The 21,299-nt window shown below is 67.1% G+C and carries 21 protein-coding genes; 14 read left to right on the top strand and 7 right to left on the bottom strand.

Going from position 1 to position 21,299, the window contains the following annotated elements; all coding sequences use genetic code 11:
- Positions 1-14 precede the first annotated feature (14 nt).
- From ACT3UE_RS14705 to ACT3UE_RS14680, 6 genes are all read left to right on the top strand, one after another.
- Positions 15-404, top strand: a complete 390-nt coding sequence (locus tag ACT3UE_RS14705; RefSeq protein ID WP_443381935.1) for a DUF6507 family protein — start codon at positions 15-17, stop codon at positions 402-404.
- Positions 404-1,816, top strand: coding sequence for a hypothetical protein (locus ACT3UE_RS14700; RefSeq protein ID WP_443381937.1), 1,413 nt, complete (start codon positions 404-406; stop codon positions 1,814-1,816). The genes ACT3UE_RS14705 and ACT3UE_RS14700 overlap by 1 nt, the downstream gene beginning before the upstream one ends.
- Before the next feature lie 25 nt (positions 1,817-1,841).
- A complete protein-coding gene (locus tag ACT3UE_RS14695) occupies positions 1,842-2,261 on the top strand; it encodes a hypothetical protein (protein WP_443381939.1) in 420 nt (139 codons plus the stop codon).
- Complete coding sequence (locus ACT3UE_RS14690) at positions 2,258-3,640, top strand: hypothetical protein (protein ID WP_443381941.1); 1,383 nt, start codon at positions 2,258-2,260, stop codon at positions 3,638-3,640. The genes ACT3UE_RS14695 and ACT3UE_RS14690 overlap by 4 nt, the downstream gene beginning before the upstream one ends.
- 63 nt (positions 3,641-3,703) lie before the next feature.
- The gene (locus ACT3UE_RS14685) at positions 3,704-4,330 is read left to right on the top strand and encodes a thymidine kinase (RefSeq protein WP_443381943.1); all 627 of its coding nucleotides are present in this window, start codon (positions 3,704-3,706) and stop codon (positions 4,328-4,330) included.
- A gap of 84 nt (positions 4,331-4,414) precedes the next feature.
- Positions 4,415-4,861, top strand: a complete 447-nt coding sequence (locus ACT3UE_RS14680; protein WP_443381945.1) for an SRPBCC family protein — start codon at positions 4,415-4,417, stop codon at positions 4,859-4,861.
- 32 nt (positions 4,862-4,893) lie between these two features.
- On the opposite strand, the gene ACT3UE_RS14675 is transcribed toward ACT3UE_RS14680, so the two are convergent.
- From ACT3UE_RS14675 to ACT3UE_RS14665, 3 genes are all read right to left on the bottom strand, one after another.
- Positions 4,894-5,775 (bottom strand): hypothetical protein, encoded by an 882-nt coding sequence (locus ACT3UE_RS14675; RefSeq protein ID WP_443381947.1) that lies wholly within the window; start codon positions 5,773-5,775, stop codon positions 4,894-4,896.
- Positions 5,776-5,919: 144 nt separating this feature from the next.
- Entirely contained in the window at positions 5,920-6,747 is an 828-nt protein-coding gene (locus ACT3UE_RS14670) for a hypothetical protein (protein ID WP_444566945.1), read from the bottom strand.
- Positions 6,748-6,894: 147 nt separating this feature from the next.
- Positions 6,895-7,497 (bottom strand): TetR family transcriptional regulator, encoded by a 603-nt coding sequence (locus ACT3UE_RS14665; RefSeq protein ID WP_443381951.1) that lies wholly within the window; start codon positions 7,495-7,497, stop codon positions 6,895-6,897.
- Positions 7,498-7,615: 118 nt separating this feature from the next.
- Between ACT3UE_RS14665 and bioB the strand changes: the two genes are divergently transcribed.
- From bioB to ACT3UE_RS14635, 6 genes are all read left to right on the top strand, one after another.
- Positions 7,616-8,734, top strand: a complete 1,119-nt coding sequence (gene bioB, locus ACT3UE_RS14660) for a biotin synthase BioB (RefSeq protein ID WP_443382116.1) — start codon at positions 7,616-7,618, stop codon at positions 8,732-8,734.
- Positions 8,731-10,107, top strand: coding sequence for an adenosylmethionine--8-amino-7-oxononanoate transaminase (bioA, locus tag ACT3UE_RS14655; protein ID WP_443381953.1), 1,377 nt, complete (start codon positions 8,731-8,733; stop codon positions 10,105-10,107). Before bioB ends, bioA begins: the two co-directional genes overlap by 4 nt.
- Positions 10,104-11,300: an aminotransferase class I/II-fold pyridoxal phosphate-dependent enzyme gene (locus ACT3UE_RS14650; RefSeq protein ID WP_443381955.1), complete on the top strand. Its 1,197-nt coding sequence runs from the start codon at positions 10,104-10,106 to the stop codon at positions 11,298-11,300. Before bioA ends, ACT3UE_RS14650 begins: the two co-directional genes overlap by 4 nt.
- Entirely contained in the window at positions 11,297-12,391 is a 1,095-nt protein-coding gene (locus tag ACT3UE_RS14645; RefSeq protein WP_443381957.1) for a cytochrome P450, read from the top strand. Before ACT3UE_RS14650 ends, ACT3UE_RS14645 begins: the two co-directional genes overlap by 4 nt.
- Positions 12,388-13,095, top strand: coding sequence for a dethiobiotin synthase (gene bioD / locus ACT3UE_RS14640; protein ID WP_443381959.1), 708 nt, complete (start codon positions 12,388-12,390; stop codon positions 13,093-13,095). The genes ACT3UE_RS14645 and bioD overlap by 4 nt, the downstream gene beginning before the upstream one ends.
- Before the next feature lie 190 nt (positions 13,096-13,285).
- Positions 13,286-14,581: an adenylosuccinate synthase gene (locus tag ACT3UE_RS14635; protein ID WP_443381961.1), complete on the top strand. Its 1,296-nt coding sequence runs from the start codon at positions 13,286-13,288 to the stop codon at positions 14,579-14,581.
- Here ACT3UE_RS14635 and ACT3UE_RS14630 read toward each other — a convergent pair.
- The gene (locus ACT3UE_RS14630) at positions 14,578-16,161 is read right to left on the bottom strand and encodes an FAD-dependent monooxygenase (RefSeq protein ID WP_443381963.1); all 1,584 of its coding nucleotides are present in this window, start codon (positions 16,159-16,161) and stop codon (positions 14,578-14,580) included. The genes ACT3UE_RS14635 and ACT3UE_RS14630 overlap by 4 nt on opposite strands.
- A 9-nt stretch (positions 16,162-16,170) precedes the next feature.
- Positions 16,171-17,781 carry a DHA2 family efflux MFS transporter permease subunit gene (locus tag ACT3UE_RS14625; RefSeq protein ID WP_443381965.1) on the bottom strand — a complete coding sequence of 537 codons (1,611 nt, stop codon included), beginning with the start codon at positions 17,779-17,781 and terminating at the stop codon, positions 16,171-16,173.
- Positions 17,782-17,874: 93 nt separating this feature from the next.
- Here ACT3UE_RS14625 and ACT3UE_RS14620 point away from each other — a divergent pair, with 93 nt between their 5' ends.
- Complete coding sequence (locus tag ACT3UE_RS14620; RefSeq protein ID WP_444566944.1) at positions 17,875-18,672, top strand: carbon-nitrogen hydrolase family protein; 798 nt, start codon at positions 17,875-17,877, stop codon at positions 18,670-18,672.
- A 56-nt stretch (positions 18,673-18,728) separates the two neighbouring features.
- On the opposite strand, the gene ACT3UE_RS14615 is transcribed toward ACT3UE_RS14620, so the two are convergent.
- Together ACT3UE_RS14615 and ACT3UE_RS14610 are read right to left on the bottom strand one after the other, a co-directional pair.
- Positions 18,729-19,229, bottom strand: coding sequence for a CoA-binding protein (locus ACT3UE_RS14615; protein WP_444566943.1), 501 nt, complete (start codon positions 19,227-19,229; stop codon positions 18,729-18,731).
- Positions 19,226-20,581 carry an O-acetylhomoserine aminocarboxypropyltransferase/cysteine synthase family protein gene (locus tag ACT3UE_RS14610; protein WP_444566942.1) on the bottom strand — a complete coding sequence of 452 codons (1,356 nt, stop codon included), beginning with the start codon at positions 20,579-20,581 and terminating at the stop codon, positions 19,226-19,228. The genes ACT3UE_RS14615 and ACT3UE_RS14610 overlap by 4 nt, the downstream gene beginning before the upstream one ends.
- Positions 20,582-20,736: 155 nt before the next feature.
- Here ACT3UE_RS14610 and ACT3UE_RS14605 point away from each other — a divergent pair.
- Positions 20,737-21,299 (top strand): histidine phosphatase family protein (locus ACT3UE_RS14605; RefSeq protein WP_444566941.1); only part of this gene is annotated, 563 nt, incomplete at its 3' end.

The following is a 21,299-nucleotide window of genomic DNA, read 5'->3' as shown; positions in this document are numbered from 1 at the left end:
CCTGTCATAGGCTGATGGACAGTGGAAATGACTACATGAACGGGGAGGCCGAGTCAGTGGCAGGAGATGGGTGGAAAGTCAGCGTCGTGACGGCGAACTCCATTGTGGACAAGGCCCAGGGAGAGGTGGACGACTTCGAAGGCCAGGAAACGAAGCTGAACACGGCATTCAACGAAGCGGCGACGGCCTGTGACCACTTGGAAATCGGGGAGGCACTCGATGGGCTCCTCGGAGAATTTCTAGGCAAGCTGCTGGAATCCGGCAAGAACGCGGGATATTCCATCTGCGGAAACACCAAGGCATCGATCGGGGCCTACGCCGATGCCCACTGGGAGATGGCTGCGGACGCGGAGGCCGAGATCTACTCGATCCCGGCTCCCCCGAAGACCAAGGCCAGTGCCTGATGAGCGTTGTCATTTCCCCGCTTCCTGACAGGCTTCCCGATACCGCTGCGATCGATTCCAAGGCCAAGGCCGTGCGCAAGGTCGGAACGGACTGCGGGGATATCCGTGACGATGTCCAAAGCCACTGGTCTGGTTTGGGAGCGGTCTTCGAATCCCCGCATCAAGACAAGGTCTACGCGGCGGTGACAACGGTGTTGTCCCCACCAATCGATGCCGTGGGCACCGTCACCGACGACACCGCCAAGGCGCTGGAGGACTTCTCGTCCAGGATCGCTGGTCTCAAAGCACGATATGACGCAGTCGTATCGCGTGCGGCGAGTCACAACGAGATGAGGGAAGAGGCCCGCCCTGACGATTATTTCGACACCACTGGTGATATTCAGCTGGAAGTCAATGCCGTTGCCGAGCTATATGACGATGCGGTCTCGACCTGCGCTTCCAAGATCGCCGAGCTCAACCCGCTATTCGGGGATGGCCTCAAGAATGCGAACAAGGCAGCCGGGTACGGAGGGGATGCTGTAACCGCGCTCACAGTGCTCGGCCTCACTGCTTCGTCCTTCGAGTACAGGGACGGAAAGCTGTTCTTTGTCTACAACTCAGACAGGAATGAGCATAAGAAGGGGTTCCAGCCGAAGCGGTACGGCATTACGGAGAAGAGGCTGCAGAAACTCGGAGTTCCGAAGTCTTACGCGGAGCGCATCGCCGACGGAGGCGGTAGGAAAAACCCGAGCTACGTCCCCAAGCATGCCCGTCTCGCCGGGAATCACTACATCCCGAAACATGCAGCCAACCCGATGGCCCTCGCCGTCGGCGGAGGGCCACTGGCTGCGAAGTACCCATGGAACGTGAAGCCCATCAGGGACGGGGCGCATGTGCGGGTGACCAAGCAATTGACTCGAGGCCCCGGACGCCATGAACGTAACCCCAACACGCGCACCGGGCCCGTCAAGCTGCCCAAGGCGCTGGAAAAGGTCAATAAGTTCACCCAGGGCCCCGGAGGGAAGCTACTTACCGTAGCCGGCGCCGGAATGACCTTTGTCGGGGCCTACGGCGAAGGCTATAACGATAGTGTGCTTCGCAACCCGGAGATGACCCACGCTGAGCATCAAAAGGAAGCTCGAAAAGATGCTGCGGTCGTCACTGCCGCAGAAGAAACCGGGGCAATCGTTGGTACTGCGGTCGGACGTGGCGTCGGGGCGGCAGTGGGCCAGGCGCTCATCCCCATTCCAGGGGTGGGTGCAGCCGTCGGAGGTTTCGTCGGTGGACTGGCCGGTGGCTGGGTCGGCGGCCAAGTAGGCAATGCCATAGGATCGACGATCAACGACCTCCGCCACGGTGACATTGGATCCATCGGCGAAGCAGCGAAGGAAACCGGGAAAAAGATCCTCAAATCACTCAACCCATTCGGCTAGCTTAGGGAGCGATACGGTTCACAGCATGGAAGATTTTCTACTTTCCGTTTTGATTTTCGGCCTTCCCGGGCTGGCATTGCTCACGGCCTGGGGGTTGGCTTGGAGCGGACGGTGGCGGACCTGGGCGGTTAAGCAGCCCGGTCCCTTCATCTTTACGCAGAGAAACTACGATCCGATGTATCTGGGCGTGGGCGGGGTGGCGGTGCTGTGCATCTGGCCGGCGGTCTTCGCCAGTTTGGCTCGTGCGGAGTACGCCGAAACCTTGTGGACGGTGCTCCTGGTGATTTTCGTCCCCATCGTGTTCGGGATGCGCTGGTGGTGGCCGGCCGCCGTGACGCCGCGTTGGCATAAGGAGTGGGTCGCTCGCGGCGGCACGGAAGAAACGCCTCTCTGGGGGCCGGGAGAGCAGGTGCCCGCGAGGGCAGCAAGAAAAGGATGGGCATGACGCAGGCACACACCACGGATCGGTATGAGGGATACCAAGGCATCCTGGCCTTCGAGCTCCCGGCCCCATGGACCGGCCAGCAGCTACGTCCCGAAGTAGAGCTCTTCGGCAGCATGCCGGCGGTGCAGGGCGAATTCACGCCCAACGTCGTCGTGACAGTGAACCCGTACTCGGGCACGGTGCAGGACTTCGGACGGCTGGCCGTCTCCGGGATCGTCGCCGATCTGACGGAGGGTCGGATCGTGGATGTCTCCGAATGGGACTTCCGCCCGGGGGCTTCCACCGAAGAGGCGCTGGGTCATTCCGGCCGGATCATCGAATACACGCATCGTGCACCGGTGGGGCGCACGGTCAGCGGTGTCGACTACCTCGTCATCCACCAGGGATGGGCCATCCAGATCAGCACCACCACAGCCCTGCAGACCCGGCACCTTTTCGCGGAGGAATTCGAGGCGATCGCCCGGTCGGTATCGGTGCTGCAGCCAGCAGCCGACACCGAAGAAAAACCGGCCGGGGAGGAATCATCGAGTGGATCCCCGGAAGCATCCGTGGATGAAGTCGCCAGTCGTGCCCGGGGTGAGGTGCTGGAAGACTATTCGTTCTACCAGGCAGCCGGGTCGTGGATCGGCGAAGGCACCTGGCTGACCGGTGCCGCCATCGCGCGCATGGGGGAGTTGGAGGACTCGGTGCTGGGACGCTTGGGCCTAGGAGCCAAGGATCCGGTACTGGCCGAATTGCAGGAACTCGGAGTCCTGGAAGGCGGCCGACTCAGCGAGATCGGCGACGTGATGGCCGCGATGCTGAACGGGGCGACGACCCGGATGCGGCTGACCGGCAGGTTCCTGGACGGGGAAACGATGCTGCAGGCCTTCGTCGTGGGGGATCTGGCCCTGGTGGCCGCCGAGCAGGGGTACGGCCCCCGGGTACTGAACCAGTCCTGGCACCCCGACGACGAGACGATGTTCAACGTCCAGCTCATCCCGTTGAGCGAACTGTCCTCCTGCGCGTCGCGCTGGGTCGGGGCAGGACCTGCATGGAATGTCCACGTCGAGCCCTTGTTGTTGCAGAACGGGCAGCTGGACGAACGTTTCGCCGGCGAAACGCCGCTGCCCAGCGGGGCGAACGAGGCCATGGAACAGGTCTGGAACCACCCGTGGTTCATCTGGGAAATCCAAGCGGAAGGCGATACGACATCCATCGATCCGATCACCTACGTCAATGTGGGTCCCCGAGGGAACTACCGCATCGGCCTGATCGAGCACCCGGAGACCGGAAGGGATCATCCGGGGTTGTGGGCGACGGACAGCTCCTACATCCTCTGGCAGTTGGAGGATGTGTTGCAGGCCGTGGTCTTCGGTCGCGACGTCCAACTGGGCTGATGCCTCCCCGGTGGCCACCCAACGCATAGACTCGGTGCGCACGCCGCAACGAAAAGGAACCCATTGGCCAAGCTTTATTTCCGCTACGGAGCCATGAACTCCGGCAAGTCCACGGGGTTGCTGCAGGTGGCCTTCAACTACGAGGAGCGTGGACAACGCGTTCTGTTGGCCAAGCCGGATGTCGACACCAAAGGCGATGACCAGATCGTCTCCCGGCTCGGCGTCAGCCGTACCGTCGACTTCCTCATCCCGCCCGGGGAATCCGCCGTCGACCTGTTCAACGCCCACGCCTCGGGAGACGATCCGGATGCCCTGCTGGAACACGTGGACCAGCAGCCGGTGGCCTGCCTGCTCATCGATGAGGCCCAGTTCCTCTCCGCCGATCAGGTCGACGACCTCTTCCGCATCGCCGTGCGGCAGAACGTCCCGGTCCTGGCCTTCGGCATCCGCACCGACTTCAAGACCCGGATGTTCCCCGGATCGCTGCGGCTCATGGAACTGGCGCACACCCTCGAAGAGCTCAAAACGATCTGCCGGTGCGGGCGCAAGGCCATCTTCAACACCCGAAGGATCGGTGACACGGTGGTCTTCGACGGCGACCAGGTCGCCATTGACGGGCAGGACGTCTGGTACGAATCGCTATGCGGGTCCTGCTACCTCGAGGCCTCGGAAGGCCGGCTGGGGAACTGATCCGGCCCGCGCTCCGGACATCAGGGCGATGACCGCTTGCAGCGAAGTCTTCACTTCCGCCGCCACGCAGGGCATGCTGCAGTCATGGGCACCGCAGCGAAGGATGACGAGACCACCGCCTACCAGGCCAGCGAACACATCAGCCTGCCCGTCCAACGCGTCTGGGCCCTGCTGACCGACTTCACCGCGGCACCACTGTGGCTCACCGGGGTGACGGAGATGCATGCGGATGCCCCGCTGGGCCCCGGCGTGGAGCTGGAGGTCCGGATGGGGGACAACGTGCGGACCTACAGCCTGGCCGTTTTCACCCCGGAGCGGGAGCTGGTGATCTCCACCGGTGACGGTGATGTGCACACCATCTACGGTTATCAGCTGTCCCCGGACGCCGGTGGCACGCTGCTGACACTCACGGTGCAGGTGGTGATCAGCCCCCGGGTGCCCGGAGACGGTTGGGATATCCGCCGGGCCGTGGCGGATGCCGAATCAAGCCAGCTTCCTGCCTTCAAGGGGTATGCCGAACTCGCCCCCTGAGGTTCGTGGTCCCCGGGGCGGGATCGGCGGGGCTACTGGCCGGTGTTGTCCTTGAAGTTCTTCTCGTAGATCTCGTCCATCTGTGGAGCCCAGTCGGATTCGGTCTCGGATAGGTGGGTGGCCATCTCGACGGCGAGATCCGGTTCGGTGAGGACCGTGGGATCCGTGAAGCGGTCCTCTTCGCCCTCCGCGGCATGGATGAGGACGGCGGAGGTCGTCGCACCGTCCGCGGAGCAGTGCCAGGCGGCCTGCAGGTCAACGGCCGCGATGCTAGGACCGGGAATCTTGCTTTCCTTCACGCCGTGCTTATTGACCGTGGAGACGCCGTTCTCGTCCGTCTCGACGGTGTCGGCGCACTGGCCGTGCTTCAGATACCCGGACTCGTTCAGGGTCTTGAACTCCTCGTCGTTGGCGAGGTAATACCTGCGGATCTGGACCTCCGCGGCGGCCTGGAGCAGGTCCTCATCGTCGGGGTCGGTGGCGGTGAAGCCGCAACCCACATGCGTGTACAGACCACTCATGGATAGCCCGCCGATTTCCGGAATTGCAGTGGCCACGGCGTCGAGGGTCTTCTGGTCCAACAGGCCATCCACGCAGGGAGCGGGGTCCACCGAGTTGCGCTTCGCCGCTTGCTTCGAAGCTGCCTTCCGGGCCTGTTCCTTCCAGGCCTCGTCGGCGGCTCCTTCGGTGATCATCCCGGTGTCCTGGCTCTCCGATGCCTGGGCTTGGGCACTTTCGGAGGTACCACCGGGGCTCGAGGACGCGCTGGGATCCCCGGCGCCGTCGGCATTGCTGCAGGCCGTCAGGGACAGGAATCCCACGGCCGTGACGGCCATCAGCCGCGGAAGGACGGTGGTGCGTTTCCGTCCCGGTACTACTGCGGTGGGGCGGCTGCACTCCGATGTGCTGAACATGCTGTTCCTTTCGACTGCTGGGACCGAACCCGAAAAAACAAGTTGATTCATCGAAACTACGGAATTCGGAACGACGGGCCAATGGGTCCTGCGCCTTCGTTATGTGTTCAACGCTTCGGGATCAAGCCGCCGAAGGAGGGCGGGCTACTGGCCCATGTTGTCCTTGAAGTGCTTCTCGTAGGTCTCGTCCATCTGTGGAGCCCAGTCGGATTCGGTCTCGGATAGGTGGGTGGCCATCTCGACGGCGAGATCCGGTTCGGTGAGGACCGTGGGATCCGTGAAGCGGTCCTCTTCGCCCTCCGCGGCATGGATGAGGACGGCGGAGCTCGTCGCCCCGTCCTCGGAACACTGCCAGGCGGCCTGCAGCTCCACGGCGGCGGAGGCCCCGGGGATGTTGCTTTCCTTCACGCCGTGCTTATTGACGGTGGCGACACCGTTTTCGTCCGTTTCGACGTCGTCCGCGCACTGGCCGTGCTTGAGGAAACCGGACTCGTCCAGCGTCTTGTACTCCTCGTCGTTGCCGGGGTAGTACCTGCGGACCTGGACCATGGCCGACGCCTGGTGGGCGTCCGCGTCCAGATTGGTGGCGGTGAAAGTGCAGCCGGCGTGGGTGTAGAGGCCGCTGAGGTACATCCCCCCGACTTCCGGCAGGGCGGTGGCCACGGCATCCAGGGCCTTCTGGTCCAGCAGCTCGTCGACACAGCGGGTGGCGTCGATCTCGCTGCCTTCCGCGCCCGCCGAGCGGGCCTGTTCCTTCCAGGCTTCGTCGGCGGCTCCTTCGGTGATCACCCCCGGGTCCTGGATTGCTGAGGCCGGTGCCTCGGAACTGTCCGAAGCACCGCCGGGGCTCGACGAGGCGCTGGCCTCCCCGGCGCCGTTGGCATTGCTGCAGGCCGTCAGGGACAGGAGTCCGACGGCGGCAACGGCCAGCAAACGGGGGCCGGCCGAGGTGCGCGACGGGCCGGAAGCCACTGCGGCGCCGGAGCGGTGACGGCTGGTCTGCGAAATATTGAACTTGCTGTTCCCCTTCGGAAGTACTGAGACCGAACCCGGAAGACCGGGTTCCTCCATCGAAGGTACGGAACCGGCAGTGGGCCCACAATGCACCCGGCGGCTTCGTTATGCGTTCGACGCTTCGCGGACCGGGAGGGCTCCGTCGAGGATGACGCCCAAACCCCAGGCGAAGGCGTCGGCCCCCAATTGCGGGCCGCCGGGGATCGAGGGGTCGGTGGCCGCGAGGGCCGCGAGTTTGGCGTGTTCCTGACCGGCCGCGACGGAACCCAGGATGTGGTTGAGGATCAGATGCTGCGCCCAGGCCGAATGGGCCGGATCGATGCCGGAGGTCTCGAGCAGATCACGCAGCCCGGTCAGCGGGAGCAGGGCCGCCGGCTGCATGGATTGCGCCAGTTGCACCACTTCGGCGCTGTCGGGCACCGGCAGCAGGGCGGAGCGGATGGCCGTGGCCACCTCGATGATCGCCGCGCGGGACTCGGCCGGTCCGCCGGGGGAGGAGGTGGCGGCCAGGGGCGGGAGCGTGATTCCGCCCAGCAGGCGGGCTGCGACGTCGACGAGCAGGTCCTGTTTATTCTTCACGTGCCAGTACAAGGCGCCGACCTGGACCTCGAGCTCGCGGGCGAGGCGACGCATCGACAGATCGGCCAGACCGAACTCGGTGAGGATGCCGACGGCGGAGCCCACCACCTGATCCCGAGTCAACGCCATGCCCGTAGTCTACGGTGCCCGGGGAGTGGCTGAACGCCGTTCAATTTATTGTACGCTGGATCGACGACACCGCTGAACGGTGTTCAATCATGATTTATGAGGGAGACGCAACGTGGCAATGCCAGCAGGAACACCAGAGGCCAGGGTCGCGGAGTCGACCGATGAGCAGACCGTAGCCAATACAACTCCGAGCAGTTGGCGTGGGGTCGTCGAGAAGGTGGCCGCCGGTCACGGACTCGACGCCGAGGGTGCAGCGGCCATCCTGGCCACCCCCGATGAGGAGACCCTCGCCCTCGTCGGCGCCGCAGGGGAGCTGCGACGTCGTCATTTTTCGAACACGGTGAAGGTCAACTACCTGGTGAACCTGAAATCGGGTCTCTGCCCCGAAGACTGCACCTACTGTTCCCAACGGCTGGGTTCGGCCGCCCAGATCCTGAAGTACACCTGGATCGACGCCGATGAAGCGGTCAGGCAGGCCGAGCTGGGCATCCAAGGCGGCGCCAGCCGCGTCTGCATGGTGGCCAGTGGCAAGGGGCCGGCCAACCGCGACGTCGACCGGGTCGCAGGGATGGTCGGCCAGCTCCGGGAACGCAACCCCGAGGTGGAGGTTTGCGCCTGCCTGGGGATCCTGAAATCCGGTCAGGCCGAAAAACTGCGCGAGGCCGGGGTCGACGCCTACAACCACAACCTGAACACCGCCGAATCCAAATACGAGGACATCTGCACCACCCACGAGTTCTCCGACCGGGTCGCCACGGTCCAGGCCGCCAAGACGGCGGGTTTGTCCCCCTGCTCGGGACTCATCGTCGGGATGGGCGAAACCGACGAGCAGCTCGTCGAGGCCGTCTTCGCCTTGCGGGATCTGGACGCCGACTCCATCCCGGTGAACTTCCTCATGCCCTTCGACGGCACGCCATTGGAAGGGACGTGGGAACTGACCCCGCTCAAATGCCTGCGCATCCTGGCCCTGGTCCGACTCGCGGCCCCGGCCTCCGAAGTCCGGATGGCCGCGGGACGCGAAATGCATCTGCGCTCCCTGCAGCCGTTCGCGCTGCAGGTCGCCAACTCGCTCTTCCTGGGCGACTACCTCACCAGTGAAGGCCAGGAGGCCGAGGCGGATCTGGCCATGATCTCCGATGCGGGCTTCGAGGTCCTGGGCGCCAGTAGGGAAAACGTCGGGGCGAACCCAACCATCCGCCGTCGTGGTGCCGGGACGGAAGTGGCCCCCAACGCATGAGTGCGCCCCACACCAGCACTGCCACACCCAGGTTGCTCGACCGGGACGCGGGCCTGCTCTGGCACCCCTATGCGAGCCTGGACGCCGGGGCGCTGTACTCCGTCACCTCCGCCGCCGGCAGCCAGCTGGAACTCGCCGGCCCCGGCGGCAGCCACCGGGTCATCGACGGGATGTCCTCCTGGTGGTCGGCGGTCCACGGCTATAACCATCCGACCCTGAACGCCGCGGCCCACGCCCAGATCGAGGTCTACAGCCATGTCATGTTCGGTGGGCTCACCCATGCCCCGGCGGTGGAGTTGGCCGAACGCCTGCGGGCTGCCGCCCCACCCGGGCTCGAGCACGTCTTCCTGGCCGATTCCGGATCGGTCAGCATCGAGGTGGCGTTGAAGACCGCCGTGCAATACCAGGGGGCCCGGCACCACACCGGCCGCCACCGGTTCCTGGCCCTGCGGGGCGGCTACCACGGTGACACCCTCGGGGCGATGGGTGTCTGCGATCCGGTGGACGGGATGCATTCGGCCTTCCCCGGTCTGGTGGCGGATCACCTCTTCGCCTCCCGTCCACCTCCGGCCCGTTTCGAGCCCGACGCGGGGACCCCGGAGGGCGGGACCTGGACCTATGACACCGAAGCACTCGATGCCTGGGAGGGCCAGGTCCGGCGGCTGGTGGCCGAGTCCTCCGACACCCTGGCGGGGATCGTGGTGGAACCGGTGCTCCAGGGGGCCGGGGGCATGTATGTCTACCCGCCGCAGGTCCTGCGGATCCTGCGGGAGATCGCCGACGCGGAGGATCTGGTGTTCATCCTCGACGAGATCGCCACCGGCTTCGGGCGCACCGGAAGGTACTTCGCCTGCGAATGGGCCGGCGTCGTCCCGGATCTGATGTGCGTGGGCAAGGCCTTGACCGGCGGCTACGTGACCCTGGCGGCACTGCTGGTCGGGCAGAAGGTGGCCCGCGCCATCGCCGCCTCCGATACCGACGCGATCCTGCATGGACCGACCTTCATGGGCAACCCGCTGGCCTGCCGCATCGCCGCCGCCTCGATGGACCTGCTCGCCACCCCGGACGCCGCCGGGGTGCCCGCCTGGAAGACCGCGGTCACTGCCCTGCAAGCCGGCCTGCTCACCGGACTGCAACCGGCGATGGAACTTGCTTGCGTCAGCGACGTCAGGGTGCTGGGAGGCATCGGCGTCATCGCACTGGATCGGCCCGTCGACATCACCGCGCTCACCCATGCCGCCGTCCGGGCCGGCGCCTGGGTCCGCCCCTTCAGGAACCTCGTCTACCTCATGCCGCCCTACGTAGCCGAGGCGGAGGAGATCTCCCGGCTCTGCTCAGCGGTGACCGGGGCGATCGCCGAGGTCCACGCATGAGCGCCTGGCAGCACTGGCTCCTAGAACGTGCCCGGGTCCGAGAGGTGCGTGGACTGGCCCGCGCCACCGACGAAGCCACCGGACTCTACGATCTGGCCTCCAACGACTACCTGGGCCTGGCCCGCGACCCCCGGTTGGCCGAGGCGGCGCACCGGGCGACCCTGCGCCACGGGACCGGTTCCTCCGCCAGCCGGGTGGTCACCGGGACACATCCGGTGCATCGGGAACTCGAAGACGGGCTCTGCCGGCTGACCGGCAGGGACGAGGCACTGGTCTTCTCCAGCGGCTACCTGGCCAATCTGGGGATCCTCGGCGCGCTCGGCGGGCCTGGAACACTGCTGGTGCTCGATGAGCAGGCCCATGCCAGTCTCATCGACGGGGCCCGGCTGGCCCGCAGCCCGCTGGCCTGGACCTCCCATCATTCCGTGAAGGAAACCATCGACCTACTGGCCAGCCGCAGCCAACCGCGGGCCGTGGTCGTCGTGGAATCCGTATATTCGGTCTCCGGGGACGCCGCCCCGCTGGCCGAACTCGCTGCCGCCTGCCGCCGGTACGACGCCCTGCTGCTGGTCGACGAGGCCCATTCACTCGGGGTGGGCACCGCCGGTGGGGCGGTGCGGGCCGCTTCGCTGGCCGCGGACCCCTCGGTGGTGGTCACCGCGACGCTGTCCAAGGCGCTCGGCGCCCAAGGTGGGGCCGTGCTGTTCGGCGGGGAACCGGCAGGAATGCTGCGCACCCACCTGGCCAGTACCGCCAGGAGCTTCATCTTCGATACCGCCCTGGCGCCCGGCAGCGCGGCGGCGGCCGGCGAAGCCGTGCGGATCCTGGAGGAAGACCCCGCTCTGGCCGGGCTGGTGCCGGAGCGCGTGGCGCTGATGACCGGCACGCTGGGCCGGTTGTTCCCTGCCGGTTCGAGTCCGGGGCAGAGGAACCAGGTCGAGGTCGAGGTCATCGAATCCGGGGCCGGGGCCGTGGTCTCCCTCCGGGTGGGATCGGCCGAAACGGCCACCATGATCGCCGCTGAACTGCGTGGGGCCGGGATCGCCGTCGGATGCTTCAGACCGCCCAGCGTCCCGGACGGCATCTCCCGCATCCGGTTGACGGCCCGGGCCACCCAGCACCCCGAGGAGCTGGTGGAGGTTTTGGCCACGGTGGCCAGAACGGTGTCACGCCATGCCCGGGTGACGGCATGAAAGCCGCCGACTACTTCACCGTCAGCGACCCGCAGCAGGTACGCGAGGTCCTTCAGCGCACCACGGAATTCCTCCCTACCAACGCCCTGACCGCCGTCGAACCCTTGGGCCCGGAGGCGCTGCGTGTCCTGGCCCGGGTCGGCTTCGCCCTGCCGCCGGTACTGGCCTCGGCCGTGGGGGAGGAACACCTGCGCGTCAGGAGACTGGTCGCCCGCTTCTTCAGCCCGGCCAAGGTCGCAGCCGTCGCCGACCGGGTCAGCTCGCTGGCCCGCGAACAGGCAGCAGGAGCCCGGCCCGCACTGGAACAGGGATCCACGCTGGACCTGGGCGAACGCGTGGGCGGGATCCCCGCGCAGATCATGTGGGAACTGATCGGGGTGCCCGGACCGGAGCAGGAGACCTTGCAACGGTGGAGCCGTGACTCGCTGGAACTGTTCTGGGGGTGGCCCGGGCCGGACCGCCAGGTCGAACTCGCCCACGGGGCCGCCGACTTCCATGCCTGGCTCAGGGAATCGGTCACCGCCAGCAGGGGCAGTACGAACCTGTTCGGGGTCCTGCACGAGGCAGGGCTGGGAGTACGGCAGATCTGTTCGCTGGGCTACTTCCTGGTCATCGCCGGACAGGAGACGACGGCGTTGCTGATCAACACCGTCCTCCACCGCACCCTGGCCGATCCCGTGGCCTGGGCCGAATGCGGCGGACCCGACGGGCTGACGGCCAGCAAGCGGCGGGTCCGTCAGGTGCTGGCCACCGAGTCCTCGGTCCCCACCTGGCGACGTACAACGGTGCCGGGGGCCACGCTGTCCGGCCGCCAACTGCCCGCAGGGGCCGAAATCCTGTTGGAACTGACCGGTCACCACGCCCCGGACGCGGTGGCCGAGGACGGGGCCGGCTATGGGCTGGCCTTCGGCCACGGATTGCACCGCTGCCTGGGCGCCCGCCTGACGGAACTCGAAGCAGGACTGGTGCTCCACGAGGTGGCCCGCACCCTACCGGACGCGGTGCCTTCCGGCCCGGAACCCGAGTGGCTGCGGCTGCTCTCCTTTCAGGCGCCTCGGGCGGTCCGGGCGCAGATCGATGGAGGAACATGAAGATCGTGATGGTCACCGGAACCGATACCGGTGTGGGCAAGACGGTGGCCACTGCGGCGCTGGCCGCCCGCTGGCAGCACGAAGGGCTGCGCGTCGGTGTGTATAAGGCGGTGCAGACCGGCATCCCCGCCACGGGAAGCGGACCGGAACCGGCGGATGTCTCCGAGGTGAACCGGCTGGCCGGGGAGGACGTCGTCGTGAAGGAAGGGATCCGGCTGCCGCTGCCCCTGGCTCCGGTGCCCGCGGCCCGGGACGCCGGGGTCGCGCTGCCACCGCTGAGCGAACATGTGGCCACCATCCGGGCCCTGGCCTCGAACGTGGACCTCGTCCTGGTCGAGGGCTCCGGGGGTCTGTTGGTCGAACTCACCGCCGCCGGACAGACCCTGGCCGAACTGTGCACCGCCGTGGACGGAGGCCTGGTGCTGGTGGCCCGCCCCGACCTGGGCACCCTGAACCACACCCTGCTCACCCTCGAAGCCGCCCGGGCCCGCGGCCTGCAACTGACTGGGCTGTTGTTGGGAAGCTGGCCCGAAGACCCCGAAATCCTCCATGCCACCAACGAGGAGTATCTGCGCCAGCGGTGCGCCACCACCTCGACCCCCTGGCTCGGGCGCATCCCCGAGCAGGCCGGGTCGTGGTCGGGGGCACGGTTCCGTGCGGGAGCGCTGCGCTGGCTCTCCCCGGTGGCCGCCGACGCTTCATGACTGGTCCAATGCGTGGAAAAAGTCGCATGTTGGCGGGCACTTGGGTAACCTTGATGCGTAAGAGCCCCTTTCACTCTTACGCTCCAGCCCGGTTTCGGGGCGGGGTACGGAGGTCAGGGGCGTTCTTGTGTCCGGCACCGCCGGAACCCGGCGCAAGCCGGCCGCTGACCCACGCAAGGGGGAGGATCCCATGCCAGCAATCGTGATCGTCGGAGCCCAATGGGGTGACGAGGGAAAAGGCAAGGCCACTGACCTGCTCGGAGGCCGTGTCGACTACGTGGTCAAGCCCAACGGCGGCAACAACGCCGGGCACACCGTCGTCGTCGGTGGCGAGAAGTACGAGCTGAAGCTCCTTCCCGCGGGCATCCTGTCCCAGAACGCGACCCCCATCATCGGCAACGGCTGCGTGGTGAACCTCGAAGCGCTGTTCGAGGAGATCGACGGCCTCGAAGCCCGCGGCGCCGACACCTCGAAGCTGCGCATCTCGGCCAACGCCCACCTGGTGGCCCCCTACCACCAGACCATGGACAAGGTCACCGAACGCTTCCTGGGCAAGCGGGCCATCGGCACCACCGGCCGGGGCATCGGCCCGGCCTACATGGACAAGGTCGGCCGGCTGGGCATCCGCGTCCAGGACGTCTTCGACGAATCCATCCTGCGCCAAAAGGTCGAGGGGGCGCTGCGGCAGAAGAACGAACTGCTCGTGAAGGTCTACAACCGCCGCTCCGCGGAGGTCGACGAGATCGTCGAGTACTTCCTGGGCTTCGTGGAGCGGCTGCGCCCGCTGGTCGTGGATTCCACCTTCGTGCTCAACGAGGCGCTCGACGCCGGCAAGGTGGTGCTCATGGAAGGCGGGCAGGCCACGTTCCTGGACGTGGACCACGGCACCTACCCGTTCGTGACCTCCTCGAACCCGACGGCCGGCGGCGCCTCCGTCGGCTCGGGCATCGGGCCGACCCGGATCACCCGCTCGGTCGGGATCATCAAGGCCTACACCACCCGTGTCGGGGCCGGCCCGTTCCCCACCGAGCTCTTCGACGAGATGGGCGAGTACCTGCAAAAGACTGGCGGTGAGTTCGGTGTGAACACCGGACGGGCCCGCCGTTGCGGCTGGTACGACGCCGTTCTGGCCCGCCACGCCTCGCGGGTCAATGGCTTCACCGACTACTTCGTGACCAAACTCGACGTGCTCTCGAACATCGAGAGGATCCCGGTGTGCGTGGCCTACGACGTCGACGGCGTCCGCCACGATGAGATGCCGATGACGCAGACCGACTTCCACCACGCGAAGCCGATCTTCGAATACTTCGACGGCTGGACCGAGGACATCACCAAGGCCAGGACCATGGAGGATCTGCCGGAGAACGCGCGGAACTACATCCTGTCGCTGGAGAAGATCTCGGGAACCCGGATCTCGGCCATCGGGGTCGGCCCGGACCGCGAGCAGACGATCGTGCGTCACGACCTGATCGACGACTCGCTCTAGGCCTCGCGGCGGTGCGCCCTGACCCGATGCCGCACGGCCACGAACCCGTCGGGGCGCACCACCACCACGGTCCCGTCGGGTAGCCCACGCCGCGGCGATGCCCCGAAGAGGTGCAACTCGACGCCATGCTGTTGGGCCGTGATGGCTCCCCGGCCTGCGGCCCGCGCCCCGTAGGCGTGGACCTGCCACCGGGCCGAGGCCAGCGGGGCGTGGTTGTCCTCGCCCGGGTTCGTCGCCCCGATCCAGGGCAGCCGGCGGCCCACCACCGGATCCCGGCGCCGGATCCTCGCCACACCGTGGCGCGCCTCGGCCCGGGTCCGCTCCTGCTCGGTCATCCAATAGTGGATGCGCAGCTGGGAGACGTAGCCGAAGATCCGGGTGCCGAGCGGGCCCCGGGGGGCCACACGCACCAGGACCGGCCACAGCAACGGCATCACCCGGCTGCGGATGAACCGTGCCCGGGCCGTGGAGGAAGTGACCCGTGAGAAGAGTCGGTCGGTGGTGGCGACCAGCCTGCGGGCGACCGGACGGCGTTCGGCCTCGTAGCGTTCAAGATAGGACTCGGGCATGCGACCGGAGAGGACATCGGCGAGCTTGCACGCAAGATTATGGGCATCCTGCAGTCCGGTGTTCATGCCCTGGGCCCCGACGGGGGAGTGCACATGACCGGCATCCCCGGCCAGGAAGACCCGCCCGGCACGGAAGGCATCGGCCACCCGGTGGTGGACCCGGTAGGTGGCGAACCAGCCCGCCTGGGAATAGCTCACCCCGAAGTCCTGCTCCAGCGCGCCCCGGGCGCGCTGCTCATCGACGCCGACCTGATCGCCACTGGCAGCGTGGGCTGTGCTGCTCCGGGCCCCGGCGGCCTCACGCAGGATGCCCAGCAGCCTGACCCTGCGGGCGTCCGGGGAGGGGTCGGACATCGGGAAGGTCAGCAGGAAGTCATCGCCGGCGAGCCGGACGTTGATGCCCGATCCGGTGCCGTGGACGTCGTGGGCGTCGATGACGTAGAAGACCTTTTCGTTGGTTTCGCCCTCGAAGCCGATCCCCAACTGCCCGCGGGTCGGGGAGGAGGCGCCGTCGGCGGCCACCACGTACCTGGCACGGATCGTCTGCCGGGGCCCATCGGCGGACTCGACGTCCAGGTCGACCCCGTCGCCGTCCTGTCGGAGACCGAGCAGCTTCGTGTTCCAGGCCACCGCCCGCCCGCGGGATGCGAGCCGGGAGGCCAGGATCTCTTCGTTGGCGTGCTGTTCCAGGATGGTGATCCCCGGGTAGGGGGTCAGCCCTTGGCCGATCCGATCCAGCGGCACCGGATGCCACGAGCTGCGACCGACTCCCGGGCGCATCTCGTTGGCCGGGACCGCTTGGGCCAGGACCTGGTCCACCACGCCGAGCTGTGCGTAGATCTCCATGGTCCGGGCCTGGACGCCCAAGGCCCGTGATTCACGGGTGGGCCCCGCCTTGCCGTCGATGATGACCGCCTCGACCCCGAGTCGTTCCAGCCAGTTCGCCGCCATCAGTCCGGTGGGCCCGGCGCCGACGACGCAGACGTCCACGGTGCGCTGGTCGGTTTCCATGCGCTCAGGTTACTCCTGGCTGAGCCCCGCGTCGGCGCCCGTGGCGCCCTTGCCGGTCAACCGGGCCGCGGAGGCGACCCGGAACGAGGCGATCAGCCCGAGAATGAGGAATGCTGCAGCGCCGAAGAGCGACCACTGCACGCCCGTGGCGAACCCTGCGGTCAGGGCATCATGCAACGGGTTGGCGGGATTCACGCTGGAGATCAGGCCGCCTGCGGAGTCACTGAGCCCCGAGGCCATTTTGGTGGCGGTGGCCTCGTCGGCGCCGGCATCGCGTAGCAGGCCCATGGCGCTGGCCGCCGTGGCGACGGCCAGGATGGTTCCGGCGATGGCCGAGCCGAGCCCGGAGCCGATCTGGCGCACGGTGGACTGGGTGGCCGAGGCCTCGCCCGAGGCTTCGGTGGGGATGTCCCGCAGGACGGTCCCGGTCAGCTGTGCCGAGGCCAGGCCCAGCCCCAGACCGTAGACGACCAGCACAGGAACCAACAGGGCGATGGGCAGGCTGTTGCTGGTGAAGATCGCCAGCACCAGTACCCCGACGACCTCCAGCGCCAGACCGAGGATCACCACCCGGGCCGCGCCCATCAGATCGGCCAGATGCCGTGCCGCTGCCCCCGAGCCGAAGGCACCCAACGCCATGGCTGCCAGGATCAGCCCGGCTCCGAGGGTGCCGGTCTCCAGCACGTTCACCAGGAAGAGGGGCAAGACCAGCAGCAGGCCGAATTCGCCGACGGCGACCGCAGCTGCGGCGGTGTTTCCCCAGGAGAAGGTGCTGATCCTGAAGAGCGTCAAATCCAGCAGGGCGGCCTTGCCCACGGTGGCGCGGTGCCCCTGCCAGCCCAGGAACGCCGCGAGGAGCACGACGCCGGTGACCGCCAGCGGGATGACCGGAGAACTGCCTGCGGGCCAGGATACGGGGCCGATGGTCAAGGGCTGCTGGGGGGTCCACCAACCCAGTGTGGGGCCCTCGATCAGCGCGAAGACCAACAGGCCGAACGCGGAGGCGCTGAGCAGTAGCCCGACGACGTCGAATCCCGGAGACGCATGCGTGTCACTGGTTTCGGGAACGAAAAGCACGGTGCCCACGAGGATCAGGAGACCGAAGGGCAGATTGACCAGGAAGATCCACCGCCAGTCGACGCTGGAGGAGAGCCAGCCGCCCAGCAGCGGGCCGACGGCTGCCATCCCGGACATCACGGCGCCCCAGACACCGAAGGCGGCAGCACGGTCGCGCCCCTGGAAGTTGGCGTTGACGCTGGCCAGGGTGGACGGCAGGACGGCGGCACCGCCGACGCCCTGGATGGCCCGGCCCAGGATGAGGGAGGAAGAGGAGTCGGCCATCGCGGAGAACAGGCTGCCGGCCATGAACAGCACGACGCCGGCGACGAAGAGTTTGCGTCGTCCGACCCGGTCGCCCAATCGGCCGGCACTGAGCAGCAGGGCGGCCAGCACCACCGAGTAGAGGCTGTTGACCCACTGGGCGTCGCCGAGGTCGAGTCCCAGGTCGGTGATGATCGTCGGCAGGGAGACGCCGACGATGGTGCCGTCGAGCACGATCATGGATAGGCCGGCGGCCAGAACGGCCAGGGCGGCCCACTTATTGGGTTGAGGCTTCTTCACGTCCTCAACGTTACGGTCTGCACCGTCTGGATCCATCCACCTTTTGATCGATCATGGGTAGGCTGGAGGCACGCACAGCGGAAGGCGGAAACCATGAAGATCAGTGTTGGACAGCTCTCACCCAGCGGCGAAATGGCAGAGAACCTGCAGGTGGTTCGCCGCCTGGTCGCCCGCGCCAAGGATTCCGGTGCGGAACTGGTGCTTTTCCCCGAGGAAACGATGTTCACGGTCCGCAAGGTCGAGGGGGATCTGAGCACCGCCGTGGAGCGGGATTGGAGCACCTTCGTCCAGCAGCTCTCGCTCCTGGCCGTCGAATTCGGGGTCGCGATCGTCGCCGGGGGATACGAGCCCAGTGCAGACCCCCAGCCTTACAACACGCTGGTGACCATCGATTCCAGCGGTGCCATCCTGGGGACGTACCGCAAGATCCACCTCTACGACGCCTTCTCCTACCAGGAGTCCAGCCGGATCAAATCCGGCGACGTCGAGGCGGTCCCCGTCTTCGAGATCGGCGGACTGAACGTGGGGATCATGACCTGCTACGACATCCGTTTCCCCGAGGTGGCCCGCCGTCTGGCGGTCGCCGGCGCGGACGTGGTCCTCGTGGCCGCCGCCTGGTTCAAGGGCGACCACAAGATCGACCACTGGGAGACCCTGCTCAAGGCCCGCGCCGTGGAGAACACGGTCTGGGTGGCTGCCGCCGGGACGAGCTCGACGAACACCGTGGGCCACTCGGCGATCCTGGATCCGCTGGGCATCCCGGTGGCCTTCCTGGGCGAGGAAACCGAGGCGCTGGCGACCGTCGACGTCACCCGTCGCCGGGTGGAGGAAGTCCGCCAGTTCCTGCCGGTGCTGGCCAACCGGCGGATCGGCACCGACATCAATGCTTGAGGGGGGGCCGACCTCGGCGGCCATCCCGGGCTTCGGGAGGGCCGCCGTCGTAGTTTCTAGGCCAGGACCTGCCGTTTGGAGGAGATGACGCCGGTGTTGAAACCGGCCAGATGCAGGCCGCCGTGGAACCGGGCGTGTTCGATCTTCACGCAGCGGTCCATCACCACGTTCATTCCCGCGGCTTCGGCCTTCGTCGCGACGTCTTCGTGCCAGGCGCCGAGCTGTAGCCACAGTGTTTTCGCCCCGACCGCGAGGGCCTCGTCCAGGACGCCGGGCAGGTCGTCGTTCTTGCGGAACACCTCGACCAGATCGGGGACCTCGGGCAGCTCGGCCAACGAGCCGTAGACCGGCCGGCCCAGGATCTCGTCCAGCACCGGGTTCACGAAGTAGACCGTGTAGCTGGTGGAGGAGAGCAGGTAGGTCGCCACGAAATAGGAGGCCCGGGAGGGTTTATTCGAAGCCCCCACGATCGCGATCGAACGGGTGTTGCGCAGGATGTTCAACCGTTCGGGGGCCGAGGGGCCGATCCATCCGCGCTCGGTGGTTTCGGTGCTCACGAGAAGACTCCGATCTCTTCGGCGCTATCTGCTGGGGTCGCATCGGCTCCGGCGGCGTCGGCGGAGGTGGCCTGGGCGGCGGTGAGTGCCTGATCCAGATCCCAGATGATGTCTTCGACGTCTTCGAGCCCCACCGAAAGCCGGATCAGGTCCTCCGGCACGCCCGCGGCGGCCAGCTGTTCGGGGTTCAACTGCTGATGCGTCGTCGATCCCGGATGCAGGACCAGGGTGCGGGCGTCACCGATATTGGCCAGATGGCTGGCCAGCTGCAGCGCCTCGATGAACCGGCCTCCGGCCTCGCGCCCGCCGGAGATCCCGAAACTGAAGACCGAGCCGACCCCATCGGGCAGCAGGTCCTGCGCCCGTTCGTGCTGGGGGTGGGAAGGTAGTCCGGCGAAGTTCACGTAGCTGACGCGGGGGTCGGCCTCGAGCCAGGCGGCGATCGTCGAGGTGTTGGCCAGATGGGCGTCCATGCGTTGCGGGAGCGTCTCGACCCCCTGCAGCAGTTGGAAGGCCGACTGGGCGGACAGGGCAGGACCGATATCGCGGAGCTGTTCGGAGCGCAGCTTCGTCAGGAACCCGTATTCGCCGAAGTTCCCCCACCAGGACACGTTGCCGTACGAGGGCACCGGTTCGGTCAGGGTCGGGAAGTTCCCGTTGCCCCAGTTGAAGCGGCCGGATTCGACGACGACCCCGCCCATCGTCGTGCCGTGGCCGCCCAGGAACTTGGTGGCCGAATGGATGACGATATCCGCACCGTGTTCGATGGGGCGCAGGATGTACGGCGGGGTGAGGGTGGAGTCGACGACGAGCGGGATGCCCGCCTGGCGGGCGACGGCCGCCAGGCCCTTGAGGTCGGCGATGTCCCCCGACGGATTGGCGACGACCTCCGTGTAGATGGCCTTGGTTTCCGGGCGGAGGGCGGCGGCGAAGTCGGCCGCCTCGTTGCTGTCCACGAAGGTGGTGTCCACGCCGAAGCGGCGCAGCGTCACGTCCAGCTGGGTGATGGTGCCCCCGTAGAGCTTCGAGGAGGCGACGATATGGTCTCCGGCGCCGGTCAGTGCGGCGAAGGTGATGAACTCCGCGGCCATGCCCGAGGCGGTGGCCACCGCCCCGATGCCCCCTTCCAGGGAGGCAACGCGTTCCTCGAAGGCCGCGACGGTGGGGTTGCCGATCCGGGAGTAGATGTTCCCGTACTTCTGCAGGGCGAACAGGTTGGCCGCGTCGTCGGTGTCCTTGAACACGAACGAGGTGGACTGGTAGATCGGGACCGCACGGGCCCCGTGCTCGGCATCGGGGGTGCCTCCGGCGTGCAGGGCGCGGGTACGGAATCCAAACCGGTGATCGGACATCTACGTGGTGGCTCCTTCGGGGTGGGGTCGGGAGGTTCCCGATCCCCCATCGTGACAAATCTCCGGGTTCCATCAAAGAATGTTTCGCCACGTGGCGCTTTTTCGTGGCCGGTCCGAACAAACTGCACGCTGCGGGCCCCGGATAGGATGGGTGCATGGGAACACGCATTGCGCTGGTGCGCCACGGGGAAACCGCATGGAACGCCGAGGGCCGTCTTCAGGGGCAGACCGACATCCCCCTGAACGAGGCCGGCCGGGCCCAGGCCCGGGCCGCCGGGGAACGATTGGCCGGGCACGACGGCGACTGGGGCGTCCTGGTCTCCTCGCCGTTGGGCCGGGCGGTGGAGACCGCCACGCTGATCGGTACCGCGCTGGGTCTCGAGGCGGTGGAACCCGTCGTGGGGCTCCAGGAACGCCACTACGGCGAGGGCGAAGGTCGGGCGGTGCTCGGGATGCCTCGCCCCCGGATCGACGAACTGCTGCTCAGTGCCGAACCCGAAGCCGAGGTCGTCGACCGGGGACTGGCCGCATTGGTCGGCCTGGTCCGGGAGCATTCGGACACTGATCTGGTGGTCGTCGCCCACGGGACCCTCATCCGGTTGGTGATGAGCGCCCTGCAGGACGCCGTCCACCCGCGGTTGGAGAACGGAGAGATCGTGCTCACCGACACCCGCCAGCTCGAGAATACGACGGCGCGACGGGATTCGACACCCGTCCA

The sequence above is a fragment of the Arthrobacter sp. 179 genome, assembly GCF_052379645.1.
Lineage (GTDB): Bacteria > Actinomycetota > Actinomycetes > Actinomycetales > Micrococcaceae > Arthrobacter_H.
Note: the sequence above shows the minus strand (reverse complement) of the source record. Positions and strands in the feature narration are given on the sequence as shown.